The 19518-nt window shown below is 69.5% G+C and carries 15 protein-coding genes and 3 pseudogenes; 6 read left to right on the top strand and 12 right to left on the bottom strand.

What is annotated here, in order from left to right:
• Positions 1 to 124: 124 nt before the first annotated feature.
• The gene (locus tag ACWDO5_RS30390; RefSeq protein WP_450533631.1) at positions 125 to 3427 is read right to left on the bottom strand and encodes a S8 family peptidase; all 3303 of its coding nucleotides are present in this window, start codon (positions 3425 to 3427) and stop codon (positions 125 to 127) included.
• A gap of 391 nt (positions 3428 to 3818) precedes the next feature.
• Between ACWDO5_RS30390 and ACWDO5_RS30385 the strand changes: the two are divergent.
• Positions 3819 to 4060, top strand: a pseudogene (locus tag ACWDO5_RS30385) (IS3-like element ISPfr13 family transposase); the annotation flags it as partial.
• A 6-nt stretch (positions 4061 to 4066) separates the two neighbouring features.
• Here the strand turns inward: ACWDO5_RS30385 and ACWDO5_RS30380 are convergent.
• Positions 4067 to 5659, bottom strand: a complete 1593-nt coding sequence (locus ACWDO5_RS30380) for an alkaline phosphatase D family protein (protein WP_450533630.1) — start codon at positions 5657 to 5659, stop codon at positions 4067 to 4069.
• Between the two features lie 559 nt (positions 5660 to 6218).
• Between ACWDO5_RS30380 and ACWDO5_RS30375 the strand changes: the two are divergent.
• Positions 6219 to 6472, top strand: a pseudogene (locus ACWDO5_RS30375) (transposase); the annotation flags it as partial.
• Between the two features lie 2 nt (positions 6473 to 6474).
• On the opposite strand, the pseudogene ACWDO5_RS30370 reads toward ACWDO5_RS30375, so the two are convergent.
• The 4 genes and pseudogenes from ACWDO5_RS30370 to ACWDO5_RS30355 all read right to left on the bottom strand — a co-directional run.
• Positions 6475 to 6960: pseudogene (locus tag ACWDO5_RS30370) on the bottom strand (integrase core domain-containing protein); the annotation flags it as partial.
• A gap of 48 nt (positions 6961 to 7008) precedes the next feature.
• Entirely contained in the window at positions 7009 to 7962 is a 954-nt protein-coding gene (locus tag ACWDO5_RS30365) for a fumarylacetoacetate hydrolase family protein (RefSeq protein ID WP_450533628.1), read from the bottom strand.
• Between the two features lie 23 nt (positions 7963 to 7985).
• Complete coding sequence (locus ACWDO5_RS30360; RefSeq protein ID WP_450533627.1) at positions 7986 to 9533, bottom strand: UxaA family hydrolase; 1548 nt, start codon at positions 9531 to 9533, stop codon at positions 7986 to 7988.
• Between the two features lie 64 nt (positions 9534 to 9597).
• Complete coding sequence (locus ACWDO5_RS30355) at positions 9598 to 10851, bottom strand: MFS transporter (RefSeq protein WP_450533626.1); 1254 nt, start codon at positions 10849 to 10851, stop codon at positions 9598 to 9600.
• Between the two features lie 341 nt (positions 10852 to 11192).
• Here ACWDO5_RS30355 and ACWDO5_RS30350 point away from each other — a divergent pair, with 341 nt between their 5' ends.
• A complete protein-coding gene (locus ACWDO5_RS30350) occupies positions 11193 to 11876 on the top strand; it encodes a GntR family transcriptional regulator (RefSeq protein ID WP_450533625.1) in 684 nt (227 codons plus the stop codon).
• Between the two features lie 321 nt (positions 11877 to 12197).
• On the top strand, positions 12198 to 12815 hold the full coding sequence (locus ACWDO5_RS30345; protein ID WP_450533624.1) for a flavin reductase family protein: 618 nt from the start codon (positions 12198 to 12200) through the stop codon (positions 12813 to 12815).
• Between the two features lie 3 nt (positions 12816 to 12818).
• On the opposite strand, the gene ACWDO5_RS30340 is transcribed toward ACWDO5_RS30345, so the two are convergent.
• From ACWDO5_RS30340 to ACWDO5_RS30320, 5 genes are all read right to left on the bottom strand, one after another.
• The gene (locus ACWDO5_RS30340) at positions 12819 to 13994 is read right to left on the bottom strand and encodes a methyltransferase (protein ID WP_450533622.1); all 1176 of its coding nucleotides are present in this window, start codon (positions 13992 to 13994) and stop codon (positions 12819 to 12821) included.
• Between the two features lie 110 nt (positions 13995 to 14104).
• Positions 14105 to 14278: a hypothetical protein gene (locus tag ACWDO5_RS30335; RefSeq protein ID WP_450533621.1), complete on the bottom strand. Its 174-nt coding sequence runs from the start codon at positions 14276 to 14278 to the stop codon at positions 14105 to 14107.
• Between the two features lie 53 nt (positions 14279 to 14331).
• Positions 14332 to 15207 (bottom strand): undecaprenyl-diphosphate phosphatase, encoded by an 876-nt coding sequence (locus ACWDO5_RS30330; protein WP_450533620.1) that lies wholly within the window; start codon positions 15205 to 15207, stop codon positions 14332 to 14334.
• A 179-nt stretch (positions 15208 to 15386) separates the two neighbouring features.
• Complete coding sequence (locus tag ACWDO5_RS30325) at positions 15387 to 15578, bottom strand: hypothetical protein (RefSeq protein ID WP_450533619.1); 192 nt, start codon at positions 15576 to 15578, stop codon at positions 15387 to 15389.
• A complete protein-coding gene (locus ACWDO5_RS30320; RefSeq protein ID WP_450533618.1) occupies positions 15575 to 16279 on the bottom strand; it encodes a TVP38/TMEM64 family protein in 705 nt (234 codons plus the stop codon). Before ACWDO5_RS30320 ends, ACWDO5_RS30325 begins: the two co-directional genes overlap by 4 nt.
• Before the next feature lie 385 nt (positions 16280 to 16664).
• On the opposite strand from ACWDO5_RS30320, the gene tuf reads away from it, so the two are divergent.
• Positions 16665 to 17834, top strand: a complete 1170-nt coding sequence (tuf, locus tag ACWDO5_RS30315) for an elongation factor Tu (protein ID WP_450533616.1) — start codon at positions 16665 to 16667, stop codon at positions 17832 to 17834.
• 69 nt (positions 17835 to 17903) lie between these two features.
• Positions 17904 to 18749 (top strand): spermidine synthase, encoded by an 846-nt coding sequence (locus ACWDO5_RS30310; RefSeq protein ID WP_450533615.1) that lies wholly within the window; start codon positions 17904 to 17906, stop codon positions 18747 to 18749.
• Here the strand turns inward: ACWDO5_RS30310 and ACWDO5_RS30305 are convergent.
• The coding region (locus ACWDO5_RS30305; RefSeq protein ID WP_450533613.1) for an MFS transporter at positions 18711 to 19518 on the bottom strand (808 nt) is incomplete at its 5' end. The two genes, ACWDO5_RS30310 and ACWDO5_RS30305, sit on opposite strands and share 39 nt — an antisense overlap.

Genomic DNA, 19518 nt, shown 5'->3' with positions numbered 1-19518 from the left:
GGCTGGCTGGGCCGCTGGGCGGACGCGCTGACCGTCTACGGCCAGGTCGCCGAGGCCCGCGAGCGGGTGCTCGGCGCGATCGCTCCGGCGGGCCACGGATTCAGCAACAGGTCAACTACGGAGCTTACTTGCCGAGGTACGCGTTGTACGCCGACACCGTTGCCTTGTTGCCCTTCTTGTCCACCACCTCGGCCTTGAAGGAAATACCCTTCCCGGCCTTCGGGTTCTTCACCGTCACCTTGCCGCCGCTGACGGTCAGCTTCTTCCAGCTCTGACCGCCGTCGTACGAGGACCACACGGTCAGGGCCTTGAGGTTGCCGCTCTTCGCGGCCTCGCCCAACACCTGGACCGGGACCTTGGCGGTGGCGTTCGCCTTGGCGGTGGAGTCAAGGCCCAGTGTCGGAAGGAACTTCACCGAGGAGATCGGCATCTTCGCCTCGGTCACCTTCGTCGAGGAGAAGGTCCACGAGGCGTCGACCCTGGTGGAGACCCCGGCGACTTTGGTACTGCGCGTGACCGAGGTGGTGAGCCTGTAGTTCGCCTTCGCCGCCGGGACCACGAAAGCGTTCGCGCCGGTCGTCGGGGAGTCGAACTCACCGAACTTGGTGCCGTTGCGGTAGAGCACGGTCTTGCCGGAGGTGTAGACGGAGCCTCCGCCGTGGCCCTTGCCGTCCGCGAACAGATCGACGTAGCCGTAGAGGTTGTTGCCCTCGCGGTAGATGCCGTTGTCGCCGGCCACCCGGGGGCTGAAGACGCCGGTGTTGAAGACCTTCTCGTAGCTCTTGCCGGCCTTGAAGGTCTGATTCGCGCCCAGCGAGTAGGCCGCCTCGGTGATCGGGAAGCCCTCCTCGTCGGTCCCTCCGACCTGCTTGAAGCTGATCTCCCAGTGCACGCCGTTCTCCGTGGAGACGTAGACAGTGCGCTTGCTCGGCAGGCTCTGCTGGACGCCGATCGCGGAGGCACTGCCGGCGCCAGGCAGCCAGCCGAAGCTGGTGACGGCGCCCGTCTTGTTCTTCGCGGAGGCGCCGAGGCCTAGGGTCAGCTTCGCCAGTTCGCTCTTCTTGGCGTGCTTGGTGTAGCCGGTGGCGAGCTGCTCGACCTTCTTGCCGTAGACGAGGTCGTACTCGGTCTTGGCGCCGGCGGTGAAGTGCGTACCCCACTGCTGGTACAGCTTGCCGCCGGTGACCTTCGGGCCGAGGTGCGCGGTCCGGAAACCCTTGTACGAGTCCAGCCACCAGCCGAAGCCGTAGTTGCTGGTGCCGACGGTGACCGAGTAGTCCGGCGAGGCGAAGACGGACCTCGCGGCGCTGTCCGGCACGGTGATGTCGACGGCCTTGGCCTTGCGGGCGTCGACCGTGACCGCCGTGTTCTTGGTGATGCTGAGCTTGGGCTGGGCGATCCAGTCGATGCCCGTGGTGGCGTCCGCGAGGTCCTGGAAGATGTTGGAGTCGAGGATGTAGTCGCCCTTGGGGATGCGGATCTTGGCCGTGCCGGACTCGTCCTGAAGGAAGTAGAACTGCTCCTTGCCGAAGCCGGAGGTGCCCAGCAGCAGCGAGCCGTTGTACTTCGCGGGCAGCCCGTCACGGCCGATGTACTTCACGGTCAGGTCGTACGACTCGACCTCACGGTCCACGGCGGCCGCCGTACGCACGGTCTGACCGCCGCCGTCGCCGGTCGCCGTGATGTACGCGCTGTAGTAACCGTCCTTGGTGCCGCCGAGGCGGGTGTCGGCGGTCAGTTCGGCCTCCGCCGTGCCGCCTGCCGGGACGGTGACCTTGTCGGCCGACAGCGCGAAGAAGCCGGCCGGGGCGGCGGCGCCGGACGGGTCGGTCGCGGTGAGGGCCAGGTCGAGGGTGACGTCCTCGGTGCCCGTGTTGCGATAGGTGACCTTCTTCGTCACCGGGGTGTCGTCGTTGTGCGGCCAGACCGTGCGGCCGAAGCTCAGCGAGGCCGGGCCGTCGGCGAAGACGGTCTGCTCGATGGCCTTGGTCAGGTCGACGCGGCCGCTGCCCTGCTGGAACGGCGTGTACGCGCCGCCCTTCGCCGAGCCGGTCAGCACCGACTTGATGCGCTCGCCCGCCCAGTCCGGGTGCTGCTGCTTGAGCAGCGCGGCGGCGCCCGCGACATGCGGGGTCGCCATCGACGTACCGGAGATGGTCAGGTAGCCGTCCGGCTGCTGGCCGACCTCGCCCTCGATGAGACTGCCGGGCGCAGCAGCCGCGGTGATGTCGACGCCGGGGGCGGTGACATCGGGCTTGATGCCGCTGTCGCCGATGCGCGGGCCGCGGCTGGAGAAGTCGGCGAGCTTGTCGTCGTCGTCGACGGCGCCGACGGTGAGCGCGGCTTCCGCGCTGCCGGGCGAGCCGACCGTGCCGGAGCCGGCACCGGAGTTGCCGGCCGCGATGGCGAAGAGGATGCCCTTCTCGGCGGACAGCCTGTTGACGGCCGCTTCGAGCGGGTCGATCTCCGCGGAGTCGCCGCCGCCCAGGCTGAGGTTGACGATGTCGGCGCCCTCCGCGGCCGCCCACTCCATGCCGGCGAGGATGTTGGAGACCTCGCCGAAGCCCTGGTCGTCGAGGACCTTGCCGTCGAGGACCTTCGCGTCGGGTGCGACACCCTTGTAATTGGCGTTTTTCGCCCCGGTGCCCGCCGCGATGGAGGCGACGTGCGTGCCGTGGCCGACCGCGTCCTTGGTGGTCGTGGCGGTGGAGAAGTTCTTCTCGGCGAGCTGCTGACCCACCAGGTCGGGGTGGGTCTCGTCGACGCCGGTGTCGAGGACGGCGATTTTCACGCCCTTGCCGGTGTAACCGGCCTCCCAGGCGGTGGGGGCGCCGATCTGCTTCACGCTCGTGTCGAGCGAGGCCTTCACCACCCCGTCCAGCCAGACCTTGTCGACACCAGAGGCGGCGGCCCGGGACATGTCGCCGCGCGCGCCGTTGGTGAGCGCGTCCCAGATCTCGGGCGCGTCGTCCTTCGGCGTCGTCACAGCCTCGGCGTTGAGCTTCGGGAAGGCGCGGCTGACCTCGGTGTCGCCGGCCGCGTGCACGGCGGCCTTGGCGGCGGGGCGGGCGCCCTCGTAGTCGACGATCAGCTTGAGGCCCGCGCCCTGCGAGGAGCGGTACTCGGCCTTGCTGAGGGTGGTGACGTCGAACAGCTGCTGGTCCAGCTTGCCCTGGGCGATGAGGCGCTGGGCGTCGAGCGGTAACGCGTAACTCTTGTCGGCGATACGGCGTATCTGTACGGGTATGCCCGAACGACCCTCGGCATGCTCGATGGTGACGGGACTGCCCTTGGCGTCCACGCCGACGCGGTCACCGGTGATGAGGGTCACCCAGTGCTTGACGGTGGCGCTGCTCTTGGCATCCGGCTGGGCGGTCGCGGTCGCGGTGGCGTCGGCTCCGACGGCCACCGACGGCGAGGCGGTCATTCCCGCCGCCAGGGCCACGGCCACGGCGGTCGCCACGGAGGCTGCGGCGACGCGCGCTCTTCTGCTGTGGTGGATCAATTTTCCCCCTGCGATGAAGTGTTGTCGGATGCCGGTACTGATGTCGTAGCGGCACCCGCGCGGGGGAATGTCCTGCGTTGATTGACGAACCCCCCGTGGACACGGAGTATGCCGGGGGGTGCGTTCGTGTTCAATGCCCGGATAAGGGTTGTCAGTTGACTTCCTGCGATTCGGCTACGTAATTCTTATCACCGGATTGTGCGGGAACCGGAGCCCCGGAATTACCGTCCGGGGTGCGGGAACCGGAGCCCCGGAATTACCGTCCGGGGTGCGCGAAAGGGGCAAACGCGTGACGGCCCTGGTTACGGCCCCCTCCCGCCGCATCGTCGGCTGGTCCGCGGCCACCACCAAACACACCGAACTCGTGCTGGCCGCACTAAAGATGGGCCTGTGGCAACGCGACCGCAGCGGGAGCCCGCCCCGGCGACGCGAACTGGTCCATCACCGGACGCGGGTTCGCAGCAGTACACCTCGTTCAAGCTGGCCGAACACCTGGACCGCGAGGACATCGCGGCCTCCATCGGCTCGGTCGGCGACGCGCTCGACAACGCGCTGCGGACCTCATGCCTCCTGCACGCCGGGCCTGCGGTCTTCCACCACGTAGCTGGCCCTTGTCGAGATCGGGGCGCCCGGCTTGGTCACGTAGGGAACAACGCGGAAGTCGCTGCGCCAGCGCTCCCGGTCGACGTTCACCCGGACATAGCCGCGCTGCGAGTTGAAGAACTTCATGTGCTCGTTGGCCGCCAGGAAGTCCTGGCCCTGCGTGGTCATGTCGGCCCCGTCACCACCGGTGGTGATCGAGGTGCCCACGAACTCGCTGGCCACTACGGGCGAGTCCGGGTTCGCGAAGTCCTCCTTGAGGTCCCAGGCGTAGTTCTGGTGCCGGTCGCCGGTGATCACGACCAGGTTGCGCACCTGGCGCTCACGCGCCGCCGCCAGCAGCTGATTGCGTTCAGCCGTGTAGCCGTCCCAGGCGTCGAGCCACACATAGGTCCTGTCCGGGCTCGGGTCGTGGTCGGTCTGGCCGACCGGGGACTGGTTGCCCAGGATCTGCCACTGCGCCGCCGAGTTGCTGAACCCGTCGTACAGCCACTGCCGCTGCTCGGCACCGAGCATGGTGCGGTCCGGCTCAAACCGCTCGGTGCAGTCAGCCGAGGCGCCGTCACCGCAGGGCTGGTCGTCCCGGTACTGCCGGGTGTCGAGCATGGTGATATCCGCCAGGCGCCCGTAGGACAGCCGGCGATGCAATCGCATGTCGGAGCCGGCCGGCATCTGCTCGTGCCGCAGGGGCTGGTTCTCGTACAGGGCCTGGAACGCCTGGGCCCGGCGCTGCCGGAACACCGCGGGATCCTGGTCCGGCTCGGTGTCGGCCTGGGAGATGTCGCTCGCCCAGTTGTTCTCCACCTCGTGGTCGTCCATGGTGATGATCCACGGGAACTGGGCGTGCGCCTTCAGCAGCGGTTCCTCGGACTTGTAGAGCGCGTACTGCAGCCGATAGCGGGCCAGGTCGAAGGTCTCGCCCCAGAACTTCTCGTCCACCGTCACACCGCGTCTGTTGGTGCGCACGCCGGACTCGTAGATGTAGTCCCCGAGATGCACGACGAGGTCGAGGTCTTCGGCCGCCAAGTGGTCGAACGCCGTGAAGTATCCGTCCTGCCAGGCCTGGCAGGAGGCGAACGCGAAGTTCAGCTCCCGAGGGCGCGCGGTGACCGCGGGCACCGTCCGCGTCCTGCCGACCGGCGATATCTCACCGAGCGCGCGGAACCGGTAGAAGTACACACGGTCGGGCGCCAGCCCGTGGACCTCGGGATGCACCGAGTGCCCGAGGTCCGGTGTTGCCACCGCGCTGCCGCGCTTGACGACGGAGCGGAACCGCTCGTCATGCGCCACCTCGTACTGCACGCGGATCGGTGTCGCCGGCATCCCGCCGGTGCCGTCCACGGCGAACGGGTCCGGTGCCAGCCGGGTCCACAGCACGACGCCGTCGGGGCGCGGCTCGCCGGAAGCCACACCCAGGGTGAAGGGGTTGGCGCCCTTGGGCGTGGCGGAGAATGCGGGCTCGGCGGCCCACGCCCCGGTGCCAAGCATGATCGCGGTGGTACTCACACCGCCGAGGAACCGTCTGCGGGATACGGCACTGGCACGGTCTGTCATGAATGCTCTCCAAAGGCCTGACGGTCGGTCCAGCACGAACCGCGCCGATACTGTTGGAGGAACATGGCGTTCGCGCCTCGGTCCGGCGGCCGGAGAGCGGCAGAAAGTAAACAGAGATCAAAAACTGTGGTCGAGCAAGCCGGTGACGGTGCGCCTGAACGACCTCGACATGATCTGTCACCGGCTTCGGAGGCCACCGAGCGCTTCAAGCCCTGCTCGCCCGGTCGACCGGGGAGCGGCCGGCCTTCTCACCGCCGCATCCTCCACGTTCGGATGGCGGGCACCAGCCGTGATGAGGAAGCCCCCCAGCAGAACAAAGCGTTCACGGTACAGCGCCTCGAAGCCATCGAAGGTGAGGGGCTATCAGGCTCGACACGCCATAGGCGACGGAGTCGGCGCCGATCACAGAGGCGGGGCCGGCTGGTTACCGACCGCTCTGGCAGGACCAGCGAGCCCGGCGCCTGCGGTGCTCGGCCGGGTGTTCGCGATCGCGGGTGACTGCTCGTCAGAGCCGGAAGCGGCTGCCAGTGCCGCGGCCGTGGATGACCAGCTGGTCGGGATGCTGGTGGAGCAAGCCCGTGCCAGGGGCCTCGCGCTGACCGGGGAGGGCGGGCTGGTCCCGCAGTTGACCAAGCGGGTGCTGGAGTCCGCTCTGGAGGGCGAGATCACCGATCACCTCGGCTACGAGAAGCATGATGCAACCGGGATGAACGGTGGCAACTCCCGCAAATGCAAGCGGTCCAAGGCCTGACCGACGTGGGGCTGGTGGAGATATCCGTGCCGCGCGACACTGAGGGCAGCTTCGAACCGCAGTTCCACTCCCGCGTCGGATGGGCGGAGACGCCGGTGATGTGCAGGCGTCTGGTGTCGTGTTCGAGGAAACGCCAGCGCGTAGATCCGCCTGCCGAGCGCGGTGTCGATGTGGAAGAAATCGGCAGCGATGATTTCTTCGGCCTGGGCATTGAGGAACTCGCGTCAGGTCGGGCCGGAGCGGCGCGGCGCCGGCTCTACGCCCGCCGCATTCAAGATCTCCCACACGGTTGACGCCGCGATCCGATGCCCGAGTCGGGCCAACTCACCCTGAATCCGCCTGTGCCCCACCTCGGATTCCCCCTGGCGAGTCGAAGCACGAGGGTCCTGATCGCTGCTCGAGTGGGCGGCGGTCCTGTGCGGCGACGCGCGCTGTAGTCCCACCTCGCGGCGATGAACCTGCGGTGCCAGCCGAGCAAGGTGCTGGGGGCGACCGGGAAGACCTGTCCGAGGCGCGGCGGCGGCCTCCCGGGCCGCCGCGTCCACACGATCCGCCGGGGTGTCCGACATGGTGTGGGCGTGGGCGACAGTACTGCTCCTCAACGTACGTTCTCCCTGCTCAGGACGGAGTCGGCGGAGAGCAGCCAGTTCATGGCCGACTTGCCCTCCACGACGGGATTGGTCAGCGAACCCACTCCGGTGATGCCGATGCGTACGACATCGCCGGGGCGCAGCATCACGTCGAGATCGGGCACGAGCCCGGTTCCCGTGGCGAGAACGACCCCGTCCGGGAAGTGCTCCTCGCGGAACAGCCATTCCACGAGGTCCTCGATCCGGCGGCGCATGCGGCGTGTCGACGTGCTCCCCGACCACAGGACGGAGCCGGCGCGGTCGATGGACATGGCGATGTCCATATCGTGGGGGTCGGTGACCAGCCAGGAGGGGCTGAGCCCGGGACTGAGAGCGCAGCTTCCGGCGTAGATCTTCGCCTGCGGCAGGTACAGCGGGTTGTCGCCCTCGATCTGACGGGAGCTGACGTCGTTGCAGACGGTGTAGCCGACGATCTCGGCGTGCGCGTTGACGACGACCGCGAGCTCCGGTTCGGGGACGTCGATGGCCGAGTCGCTGCGGATGCCGATGGGCTCGTGGTCGGTGACGACCCGCCAGGGCACGGACTTGAAGAAGAGTTCCGGCCGTTCGGCGTCGTAGACCCGCTCGTAAATGGTGGCCTGGGTGCTTTCCTCCACGCGGGCCTCACGGGAGCGCTCGTAGGTCACGCCGGAGGCCCACACCTCCATCCGCCCGTCGGCGGGCGGCAGCACGAGGATGTCCTTCTCGTCGACGGCCGGTCCGTCCGCGTGCTCCACGCGGTCCCTGATCTCCGCCAGCGGCAGGGCCAGCAGGTCGGACAGGCGCGCCACGCCGGGCAGCGGGCTCACTGTGCCCCTGGTGCGCACTCCGATGCGCACGTCGCCGCCGGCACGTTCCGCGTAGCGCACGAGGACGGTCCTGCTCCCGGTTTCGGACTCGGTCCCGGTTTCGGTCTCGGTCATGAAGATTCCTTTGTTCGGGCCGGTCACAGGACGGTGGAGAGCTGCCAGGGGACGAATTCCTCGTCGCCGTAGCCGAGTTCCTCACTGACCGTGCGCCGGCCCGAGGCGACATCGAGGATCAGGTCGAAGATCTGCTGCCCCATCTCCTGGACGCTGTAGGTCCCATCGGCGACGGGCCCGCAGTCGAGGTCCATATCGTCGGCCATCCGCCGGTACAGCGCGGTGTTGGTGGCCAGCTTGATGCTGGGCGTCGGCTTGCAGCCGAACGCTGAGCCGCGGCCGGTGGTGAAGCACAGGACGGTGGCTCCGCCGGCCACCATGCCGGTGGCGTTGACCGGGTCGTAGCCGGGGGTGTCCATGAAGACCAGCCCACGGCTGGTGATGCGCTCGGCGTAGCGCACGACGTCGCAGAGGGCGGTGGTTCCTCCCTTGGCGACGGCGCCGAGGGATTTCTCCAGGATCGTGGTGAGGCCTCCGGCCTTGTTGCCGGGCGAGGGGTTGTTGTCGATCGAGCTGCCGTCGGCCTGGACGTGCTTCTCCCACCAGCGGATCCGCTCCAGCAGCTTGTCGCCGACCTCGGGGCTGACGGCCCGGCGCGTGAGCAGGTGCTCCGCACCATAGATCTCCGTCGTCTCGCCGAAGACCGCTGTTCCACCGTGGCGTACGAGCAGATCGGCGGCCGCGCCGAGGGCGGGATTGGCGGTCACACCGGACCAGGCGTCCGAGCCGCCGCACTCCATGGCGAGGAGGAGTTCGCTCGCCGGGACGGGTACGCGGCGCAGTGCCCCGGCCGCCGACAGCATCTCCTCGATGGCCGCGACTCCGGCGGCCACCGTACGACGGGTGCCGCCGAGCTCCTGCACGGTCATCGTCCGTACGGGCCGGGCCGGGCCCACGTTCCAGCCGTCGACCAGGTCGCGTACCTGGTTGACCTCGCAGCCGAGGCCGAGGACGAGCAGCCCGGCGATGTTGGGGTGCTGGGCGTAGCCGGTGAGGGTGCGGCGCAGCAGCTCGAATCCTTCGTTGCCGGCGCCGCCGGTGCCGCAGCCCGAGGTGTGGGTGAGGGCCACGACACCGTCGACACCGGGATACCGGCTCAGCATGCCGGAGGCCTCGACCTGCCGGGCGATGGTGCGAGCTGCGGTGGCCGAGCAGTTGACGGTGGTGAGGATGGCGAGGTAGTTGCGGGTGCCGACGCGCCCGTCGGCCCGTACGTACCCGTCGAATGTGGCACTCTCCTCGGCGGGGACGTAATCGGTGGGCCGGGTGTCCGCTCCGATCTGGTGGTCGCGGTCGAAGGTACGGAAGGCCAGATTGTGGGTGTGGACGTGGTCGCCTGCTTCGATGGGCCGGGATGCGAAACCGATGACCTGCCCGTATTTGCGGACCGGCGCCCCCTCGTCGACGGGACGGACGGACAGTTTGTGCCCGGCCGGTACGGGTGCCGTGACTGTGAGGCCTCGGCCGTCGGTGTCCAGATACGCGCCTGGGGCGATGTCGGCACGGGCGACGACCACGTCGTCGCCGGGCTGGAGTTGGAAGGAGACGTGCTCGAGAAGCGGTGTGTTCACTCCGGGTTCCTCGGGGTCGGCCGGCGGGGCACGGCGGTGTCACCGTGCCCCGCCAGGGCTCGGATCAGGGGCGGCGGACGGGCAGGGGCTCGGCGCGCTGGACGATGAAGGCGTAGGAAAGCGCCCCGACGAGAGCGAATCCGGCGACGACGAGCAGGGGTACGACGAAGGAGCCGGTCCGGTCGACGAGGAAGCCGATCAGGAGGGGGCTGCCGATGCCGGCCAGGTTGGAGGCGAAGTTCTGGATGCCGCCGACCGAGGCGACGTGCCGGTCGCTGGGGGCTACGTCCGCGGGCAGCGACCAGATACCCGATGCGGCAAAGGCAAGGCTGGAGTAGGCCACGGCGAGCATGGCCAGGGCCATCCAGGCGGCGGGCACGAGCACGGCCAGCCCGATCACCGAGCCCCCCATCATGCCGCTGATGATGACCGTCTTCCGCACCCGTGTGACGTCGGCGCCACGCCTGATCGCGCGGTCCGCGAACCAGCCGCCGGCCCAGGCGGCGACCACCGCGCAGAGGCCGGGCAGGGCTCCGAAGGCGCCCAGGGTGAGCAGCGTGAAGCCACGCTCCTCAACGAGGTAGGTCGGGAAGAAGGTGATGAAGAAGTAGATGCACATGTTCAGGCAGAAGAAGCCGAGCATCATGCCCCGCACCGTGCGGTAGCCGAAGAGGTCGCGCCAGCGCAGGCTGCGGGCGGCGTCGCTGTCGGAGCCGGCGTTGCGGGCGCCGCCGTCGCGGATGTATGCGAGTTCGGCGGCGTTGGCCTTCGGGTGCTGTTCGGGGTCCCGGTACAGCCGCCACCACGCGGCGGCCCATATGAAGCCCAGCGCACCGGTGACGACGAAGGCGGCGCGCCAGCCGGCGAGGCCGACGAGGGCGGTCACCACGGGGAGCGCCAGGACTCCGCCGACCCGTGAGCCGGAGTCCCAGATCGCCGTAGCGAAGGCGCGCTCCTGGCGCGGGAACCAGCGGGAGACGACCTTGGCGCTGGTGGACGGCGCGGGGCTCTCGCCGACGCCGAGGGCGAGCCGCGCGCCGAACAGCGAGGCGAAGTTCTGCGCGGCCGCTGTGAGCATGGTGAACAGCGACCACCAGATCGAGGCGGCGGTGAAGGTGCGCCGCGGTCCCACGCGGTCGACGTACCAGCCCGCGACGAGTTGGCAGAAGTCGTAGGACCAGAAGAACGCGGCGAGGATCATGCCCTGCTGGGTCTTGGTGAGGGTGATGTCCTCGCCGATGAAGGGCAGGGCGACGCCGAGGTTGGCGCGGTCGAGGTAGTTGATGCTGAGGCCGCCGAAGGCGAGCCAGACGATCATCCAGCGGACACGTGTCGCGCCCGTGGGTGGCTTGGTACCGACGGATGTGGGGGGCGCCGGGGCTGGGGTGGTTTTGCCGTGGGCATGTGGGGCGGTCATCGGGGGACGTACCTCCCAGGCCGACCCGGCGGGCCGGCCGTACGTGGACGACAGAGGTCGCGCGCGGCGGAGCGGAGAGTCCCGAGAGTCCTGGTGCGCGGTAACGCCCAAGAAATTCTCGATTAACGATCCTGTAGGATTCTGGACTGGGAGATTGGCATGGTGTCGGGACCGCGTCAACCCGCCGCGTGCGAAGATTTCGGCGGGACCGGGGCCTGCCCGGCGAGTGGCGGAGGTGAGTCATGGCAAGTGACCCGGGGGCGGCGGCCGTTCGACTGCCGGCGCGGCAGAACCTCGCTGACGACGTCTACGAGGCGCTCAAGGCGATGATCATGGATCACGTCATGGCGCCGGGGGCCCGGGTGAACGTCTACGCGCTCTCCCGGGAGCTGGGGGTGTCGCAGACCCCGCTGAGGGAAGGGCTGGCACACCTGGAGGCCGACGGGCTCGTGGTGAAGGAGTCGCTGCGCGGCTACTTCGTGGCGCCCCTCATCTCAAGGGCCGAGTTCGAAGACCTGTTCGAGTTCCGCCTGTTGATCGAGCCGTGGTCCGCCGCCCGCGCCGCCGAGCTCTGCGGGCCCGAGGCGCACCAGAGGCTGCGTGCGGAGCTGGCCTCGTGCACCGAGGTGCCCGATGGCGGGGAGTACGCCGTCTACAAGGCGATTGCGGCGCACGACCACCGCTTCCACCTGCTGGTGGCCCAGTTGTCCGGGAACGGCAACATGCCTTCGACGTTCGAGCGGACCAACTGCCACCTTCACATCTTCCGGCTCTTCTACCGGACCTACGTGGGCACGGCCGCGATCGAGGAGCACGGCGCCGTCACCGATGCGATCGTGGCAGGCGACGCCGATGCGGCAGCAACTGCCATGCGCCACCACATCGAGTCCTCACGGACCCGCCTGCGCGCCGCGTTCGACTGCTGACTCGGCAATGGAGTTGGCAGTCGGCTCGACTTCATGCAGCGGACCTGGATGAACGCGAGGATGGCGGTCCGGGCTGAGGAACCGAACCAGGCCCTGGCCGTGTGAGACCGAGTCAACTTGCCAGCCTTGCTGCGGCTCCGTCCGCCGGCTGCCCTCGCTGTGGAGGCTGCCCTCCTACGCGGCCCATGGTGTGGTGGTCGTCACGGTCTTTGCTCCGGCTGCTCGTGTCTGCCGACACCGGGCACTTTCTCTAGCTTCGCGGCTGGGTGAGGCCGTGAACTGCCGCTAAGATGCCGCCCACCTGCGTGGATACTGGGGCGCATGCGTATCGACTACGACCCCGCCCAGTGCGACCACAACACCTTCTACCGGTTGCTGACCGCCACCGTCGTCCCGAGGCCCATCGCCTGGGTGTCCACCACGTCGGCGGAGGGCATCGATAATCTGGCACCGCACTCCTTCTTCACGGTCTCGTGCGTGTCCCCGCCCGTAGTGCAGTTCACCTCCGTCGGCCGCAAGGACTCGCTGCGCAATATCGAGGACACCGGCGCCTTCGTGGTCAACTTTGCGCCGGAGCCGCTCTTTGAGCAGATCAACGCGACCGCCACCGATTTCCCGCGCGGCATCAGCGAGTTCGACGCGATCGGCGTGGAGCGCGAGGCGAGCCTGCGCGTGAAGCCGCCGCGCGTTGCGGCGTCGCCGGTGGCCCTGGAGTGCGAACTGCACAGCACCGTACGGCTGGGCGACTCGACCGTCGTCTTCGGCCGGGTGGTGCATGCGGCGATCAGCCCGGCGGTCATGGCTGACGGGCACCCCGAGGTGACGAAGCTGGCTCCGCTGACCCGGCTGGGCAAGGACGAGTGGGGCACGCTCGGCGACGTACGCGAGATCTCCCGTGTTCCGTACACGCAATGGCAGGGCGGCGGCGCGCCCCGCTGACCGCTAGTTCCTGACTGCCCGCAGGACCACGAACTTCGGGTCGGCGGCCACGACTTCGCAGTTGCCGAAGAGGCGGCGCAGCTTCACGTGGTAACCGAGGTGCCGGTTGCCGATCACCCACAGCTCGCCCCCGGACCGCAGGGCGCGGTGCGCCCCGCCGAACATCCGGCGGGCTGTCGCGTCCGTCGTCGCCCGGTGCGAGTGGAACGGTGGATTGTTCAGAACCAGGTCGACCGAGTCGGCCGGCACCCCGGACAGTCCGTCGCCCACCAGGAACTCGGCCTTCGCGTCCGAGTCGACGTTGTCGCGGTACGTGGCCTCGGCCGACGCGACCGCGGAGAACGATTCGTCGATGAACGTCACCGAGGCGTCGGGATTGGCCAGCGCGGCCGCCGTGCCGATCACGCCATTGCCGCAGCCCAGATCCACCACCCGCTCCGGGCCGTGGCGCTTCGGCAGGTTGCGCAGGAAGAACCTGGTGCCGATGTCGAGCCGCTCGGCGCAGAAGATGCCCGCGTGATTGGTCACGGTCCGGCCGGCGAGCGCCCCGGCATCGGCGGGCAGCGCGTACCGCAGGGGCCAGGGGCCGACGGTGCGGGCGAGCCCCGGGTCAGGCGTACAGAAGATCAGCCGGGCCTTCTTCACTGCCAGCGAGGTCCTCGTCGGACCGATGATTCGCTCGAACAGCTTCAGCGTGGAGGTGTGGATCTCGGTGACCATGCCGGTGGCGACGACGACGGTGTCCGGGTGCACGGCGGGCGCGAGACGGTGCAGCTGGTCCTCCAGCAGGGCGAGGCTCTTGGGCACCCGCACCAGCAGTACGTCGATGCGCTCCGGCGGCATGTCCCTGACCGACAGCAGCCGCACCGCATCCGCGTCGACGCCGTTGCGCGCCAGATTCGCGCGGGTCGCCTCCTGGCCGAGGAAGGAGTCGGTGATCTGTGCGGGGCTGTGCTCGGCGAGCGAGGTGGCAAGGGCGCCCCACCGGTCTCCGACGACGACCACGCTGCCGGAGAGATCCGTGGGCCCGGCGTCCTCGATTCCCTTGAGCGGCTCGTCTCCCTTGAGCTGCCGAAGGAGGTACTCATCGGCGGCGTCCCAGGCGCGGAGCTGGTCGCGGGGGTCCTCGGGGAAGCGGGCGAGGTCGAACCCGCCCCATGACGTCGTCAAACGGTTCATTGTGCACTCAGGCTAGCCGAGCGCTCCGCCACGCCGCCGACGGTAAGGCAGGGCGGGCCGGCCGAGGGGCGGGCAGGGGCAAGTCCGGCAGTGGGGCGGTCAGCTCGCGCTCACGCAGCGCGCTCGACGCCCTCGAGCGACGCCGCGGCCCACTCCAACACCAGCGCCTCGTACTCCGGCCGCCGGTCGTCGGGCAGCTCGCCGTCCGCCCAGAGGTCACGGATCCGGGCATTCAGCTCGGCGGCGGACAGTGCAGTTTCTGACTCGCGGGGAAACGGCGACATGGCGACAGGCTAAGGCCTCGGTACGACAGCCGTCTGCACCGCGAGAGCGGGCGTCAGCCGCCCGACTCACCCGCGTGCGGGCTCAGCACACCCGTTCCGACCAGGATGAACAGCGCGATTCCCAGCAAAATCCGGTAGATCACGAACGGCATGAAGCTCTTCGTAGTGATGAACTTCATGAACCAGGCGATCACCGCGTAGCCCACCACGAAGGCAATGATCGTCGCGAAGATCGTCTGCGGCCAGGCCACATGCCCGCCCGCGCTCGCGTCCTTCAGCTCGAAGGCGCCGGATGCGAGGACGGCCGGGATCGCCAGCAGGAACGAGTAGCGAGCCGCTGCCTCACGGGTGTAGCCCATCAGTAGACCGCCGCTGATGGTGGCGCCCGAGCGGGAGACGCCAGGGATCAGGGCCATCGCCTGGCAGACGCCGTAGATCAGACCGTCCCGGACGCCCAGCTCCTGGAGGGTCTTGCGCTGCTTGACCACGCGGTGCTTGCCGCCGGCCTCGTCGCGGGCGGCAAGGCGGTCGGCGATGCCGAGCACGATGCCCATCACGATCAGGGTCGTGGCGATCAGCCGCAGATCGCGGAACGGGCCCTCGATCTGGTTCTTGAACGTGACGCCGAGCACACCGATCGGGATCGAGCCGACGATCACGAGCCAGCCCATCTGCGCGTCGTGGTCGCTGCGCAGCGACTTGTTCGTGAGGGAACGGAACCAGGCGGAGACGATCCGGACGATGTCCTTGCGGAAGTAGATCAGGACAGCCGTCTCCGTGCCGATCTGCGTGATCGCCGTGAACGCCGCCCCCGGGTCGTGCCAGCCGGCGAAGGCGGCGGTGAGCCGCAGATGCGCGCTGGAGGAGATGGGCAGGAATTCGGTCAGTCCCTGGACGAGCCCGAGAATGAATGATTCGAACCAAGACATGGAAAACTACGCCACCCAAGAAATAATCACGGTCTGACGGCGCGTAGCGTTCCCGATCATGCGCCAGTTGTGAGGAAGCGTAGCGTCCCCGGATGACGGGGCTGCGTCAGCCCCCGTGGGATCTGCCTTGCGGGGCATCACCAGTTGGGGCCGACGTCGTGTTCGGGTCCGCGGGCTGCCTACAGATCGCGGAACACCTTCGGTCCTTCGACCTCGTCCGAGAGCAACTCGGCGATGGTGCCGCTCTCCACGACCCCGCCGCTCTCCACGACCCCGCCGCTCTCCACGACCCGGCCGCGGTCCAGCACATGGATCAGGTCAGCCGCCCGAGGGCAGGCGCAATGGCCGTCGGCGAAGGCGCAGGGGCTCACTGACCCCGCAGCCGGTGCCGCTTGCGCCAGGCGATCACGCCCGCGGCAAGACCGGTCACCACGATGAATCCCATCGCGATCAGAAACGCCGGAGAGGTCGGGGAGCCCGCCCGGCTGCCCGCGACCACATACGCCGCCGTGTTCGGGATCGAACCGAGTCCCGTCGCCAGCAGGAAGGGCACGGAGCCCATACGGGAGACGGCGGCGCAGTAGTTGGCCGCGGCGAACGGCACACCGGGAAAGAGCCGCAGCGCCAGCATCGAGCGGAAGCCGTGCCTGCTCAGCTGGGTGTCGGCCGCCTTCAGCCAGCGGCCCCGCAGCAGCGGCCGCAGCGCGTCCTGCCCCAGCAGCCGACCGAGCGTGAAGGAGATGCCCGCGCCCAGCACCGTGCCGGCGAGCGCCGAGACCAGGCCGGCCTGCGAGCCGAAGAGCGCGCCCGCCGCCAGATTGAGCAGCGGCCGCGGCACGAAGGCCGCCGTGCACGCCCCGTACGCGACGCCGAACAGCACCACCGCCGCGGCGCCGCTCAGCTGCGGCGGCCAGCCGCCCGACAGCAGCCGCTGCGGCTCGTACAGCACCACCGTCACGGCCGCCGCGACCAGCATGGCCACGAGCAGCGACAGCCGCGACCACGGCGACAACAGCGCGCGGGTGCAGCGGACGGTGAGGCCTGATGCCGGCCTGGGGACGGGGTCGAGCACCCGGGGAGACTAACCGACAAAGGGATGTGATCGCCGTAATGTGAGCGCCATGACCCGCGCCGTCCCGCAGAGTGATCTCGCCGACGCCGTATCTGTGACCGGCTGAACTCCCGTACGCGGAAAACCATTCGACGCGGCCGTGGCCGTGAGCGATCATCGACGACATGTTCCGGTACGCCTTCCTCGCAGCGCCGTCCGCAGTCGCGGACGCGCCGAAGGCTGCCGCATTCCCCGCAGCGGCCGCAGCCGCTGCTGCAGCGCCCTTCGGCGGCGCCCGAAGCTGACCCTTCCCGGATCGTCCGGCGGACCCCACAGGGGGAGGGTCGGTAAGGCCCAGGGGTCCCCATCACGCTTCGAGTTCCGAGGAAATCCGAGGGATACAGCTATGCCCAAGACGGCATACGTGCGCACCAAGCCGCACCTCAACATCGGCACCATGGGCCACGTCGACCACGGCAAGACCACTCTCACCGCCGCCATCACCAAGGTTCTCAGCGAGCGCGGGACCGGCACGTTCGTGCCGTTCGACCGGATCGACCGGGCGCCCGAGGAGGCGCAGCGCGGCATCACCATCAACATCGCGCACGTCGAGTACGAGACCGACACCCGGCACTACGCCCACGTGGACATGCCCGGCCATGCCGACTACATCAAGAACATGGTCACCGGAGCAGCCCAGCTCGACGGGGCGATCCTCGTCGTCTCCGCGCTCGACGGGGTCATGCCGCAGACCGCCGAGCACGTCCTGCTCGCCCGCCAGGTGGGCGTCGACCACATCGTCGTCGCGCTCAACAAGGCGGACGCGGGCGACGACGAGCTCACCGACCTGGTGGAGCTGGAGGTCCGCGAGCTGCTGACGGGCCATGGTTACGGCGGCGACGCCGCGCCGGTCGTCCGGGTGTCGGGACTCAAAGCGCTGGAGGGCGACCCACGTTGGACCGGGGCCGTCGAGGCGCTGCTCGACGCGGTCGACACGTATGTGCCGATGCCCGTCAGGTACACGGACGCGCCGTTCCTGCTCCCGGTGGAGAACGTCCTGACCATCACCGGGCGCGGCACGGTCGTCACCGGCGCTGTCGAGCGCGGCACCGTGCGTGTAGGCGACCGCGTGCAGGTGCTCGGGGCCGACACCGAAACGGTAGTCACGGGACTGGAGACCTTCGGCAAGCCGATGGAGTCCGCGGAGGCCGGGGACAATGTCGCCCTGCTGCTGCGTGGCATGGCGCGCGACGCGGTCCGCCGCGGGCATGTCGTGGCGGCGCCCGGCAGCGTCGTACCGAGCCGGCGCTTCACCGCGCAGGTGTACGTCCTCTCGGGCCGCGAGGGCGGCCGCACCACCCCGGTCTCCACCGGCTACCGGCCGCAGTTCTACATCCGCACCGCGGACGTCGTCGGGGACATCGACCTCGGTGAGGCGGCGGTCGCGCGGCCGGGCGACACGGTCTCCATGACCGTCGAGCTGGGGCGTGACATCCCGCTCGAGCCCGGCCTCGGCTTCGCGATCCGCGAGGGCGGCCGCACGGTCGGCGCCGGCACGGTCAGCGCACTCGTCTGATCGGCCTCGGCCGGCCTCCCGCACCTCACGGGAGGCCGGCCGGGGCACATGTACGGGCACAATGAGACGGTGAACCAGCAGATACCCGTCCTGCGCGACGTCGACGGCGGCACCGCCAAGCTGATGCCCGACGTCGACCGGGAGCGGGCCTGGCTGCTGACGGTGGACGGCGCACCCCAGTCGTACGTCGACCTGGACGCGCCCACCCATCTGGAGTTCGAGTACGCGCAGCGCCTCGCCCATGTCGTCGACTGCGCCGCGGACGAGGGCGTACCGCTCGATCTGCTCCACCTCGGCGGCGGTGCCCTGACCCTGCCCCGCTACGTGGCCACGACCCGGCCCGGCTCGCGGCAGGACGTGGTGGAGGCGGACCGCGGACTGCTGGAACTCGTCGCCGAGCATCTGCCGCTGCCCGCGGGATCAGGCATCGAGGTGCACGGCGCGGACGCCCGCGCCTGGGTCGAGGCGGCCCCAGCGGATACGGCGCACGTACTGATCGCGGACGTCTTCGGAGGCTCGCGGATACCGGCCCATCTCACCTCGGTCGAGTACGTACGGGCGGCTGAGCGCGTCCTGCGCCCCGGCGGGATCTATGCGGCCAACCTCGCCGACGGCGCGCCCTTCGCCTTCCTCCGCTCCCAACTGGCCACGTTCGCCGCGGTGTTCGGCGAGCTCGCGCTGATCGCCGAACCTGCCGTGCTGCGCGGCCGGCGCTTCGGCAACGCCCTGCTGCTCGCCTCGCACACCCCCATCGACACGGCCGCGCTGGCCCGCCGCACCGCCGCCGACGCCTTCCCGGCGCGGGTCGAGCACGGCCCCTCGCTGACCCGGCTCATCGGCGACGCGACGGCGGTACGGGACGCGGACGCGGTGGCGTCACCCGAGCCGCCCGACGGGGCTTTCAGCGTCGGCTGAGGGCGTCTCGGCAGTGCCCACCGCGACCTCCTTGGTACGGCGGGTCAGATTCCTTACGTCCGGCACGAACAGCACCGCGGCGGTGACCAGCACCACCAGCGCCGCGCACCCCCACAGTGACTCGCGCCGCCCGAACAGGCTCTCCGCGGGACCGGCGAGCGCGGTGGCCAGCGGCAGCATTGCCACGGAGCCGAACCAGTCGTACGCGGAGACCCGGGAGAGCATGTCCTCCGGGATCTCCTGGTGCAGCGCCATCATCCACGCGACCCCGAACACCTCGATTGCCACACCGCTGAGAAGCATCACCGCCGCGAGTCCCGCGACAGGCAGCGGCAAGGCGAGCGCGGCCGACGGCGCGGCCAGCGGGAACACGCACAGCGTCCCGGCGAGCAGCATCCGCCGGGGCTTCCAGCGCATCATCAGCAGCGCTCCGCCGAGGGTGCCCACGCCGAACGCGGCGAGCGCGACGCCCCATGGGCCCGCGCCGCCGAGCTCGTTCCGGGCGACCAGCGGCCCGAAAACCGACTCGGCTGCGCCCACGACGGCGACGACCACCGAGAACTGGGCGACGATGCCCCACAGCCACGGCCGGCTGCTGAACTCCTTCCAGCCGTCCCGCAGATCGGCCAGCAGTCCGCCGCCGGGCTCGCGCGGGCGGATGTGGCTGACGTCGAGGAAAGCACGCAGCGCGCCCGCCACCGCGAACGCCGCGGCATCCACGGCCAGCACCCACCCCGGGCCGACCGCCGCGATCAGCGCGCCGCCGATC

It is taken from the genome of Streptomyces sp. NPDC000880 (assembly GCF_053599675.1).
The sequence above is the reverse complement of the archived record's forward strand: the minus strand, read 5'-3'. Positions and strand labels throughout refer to the sequence as shown.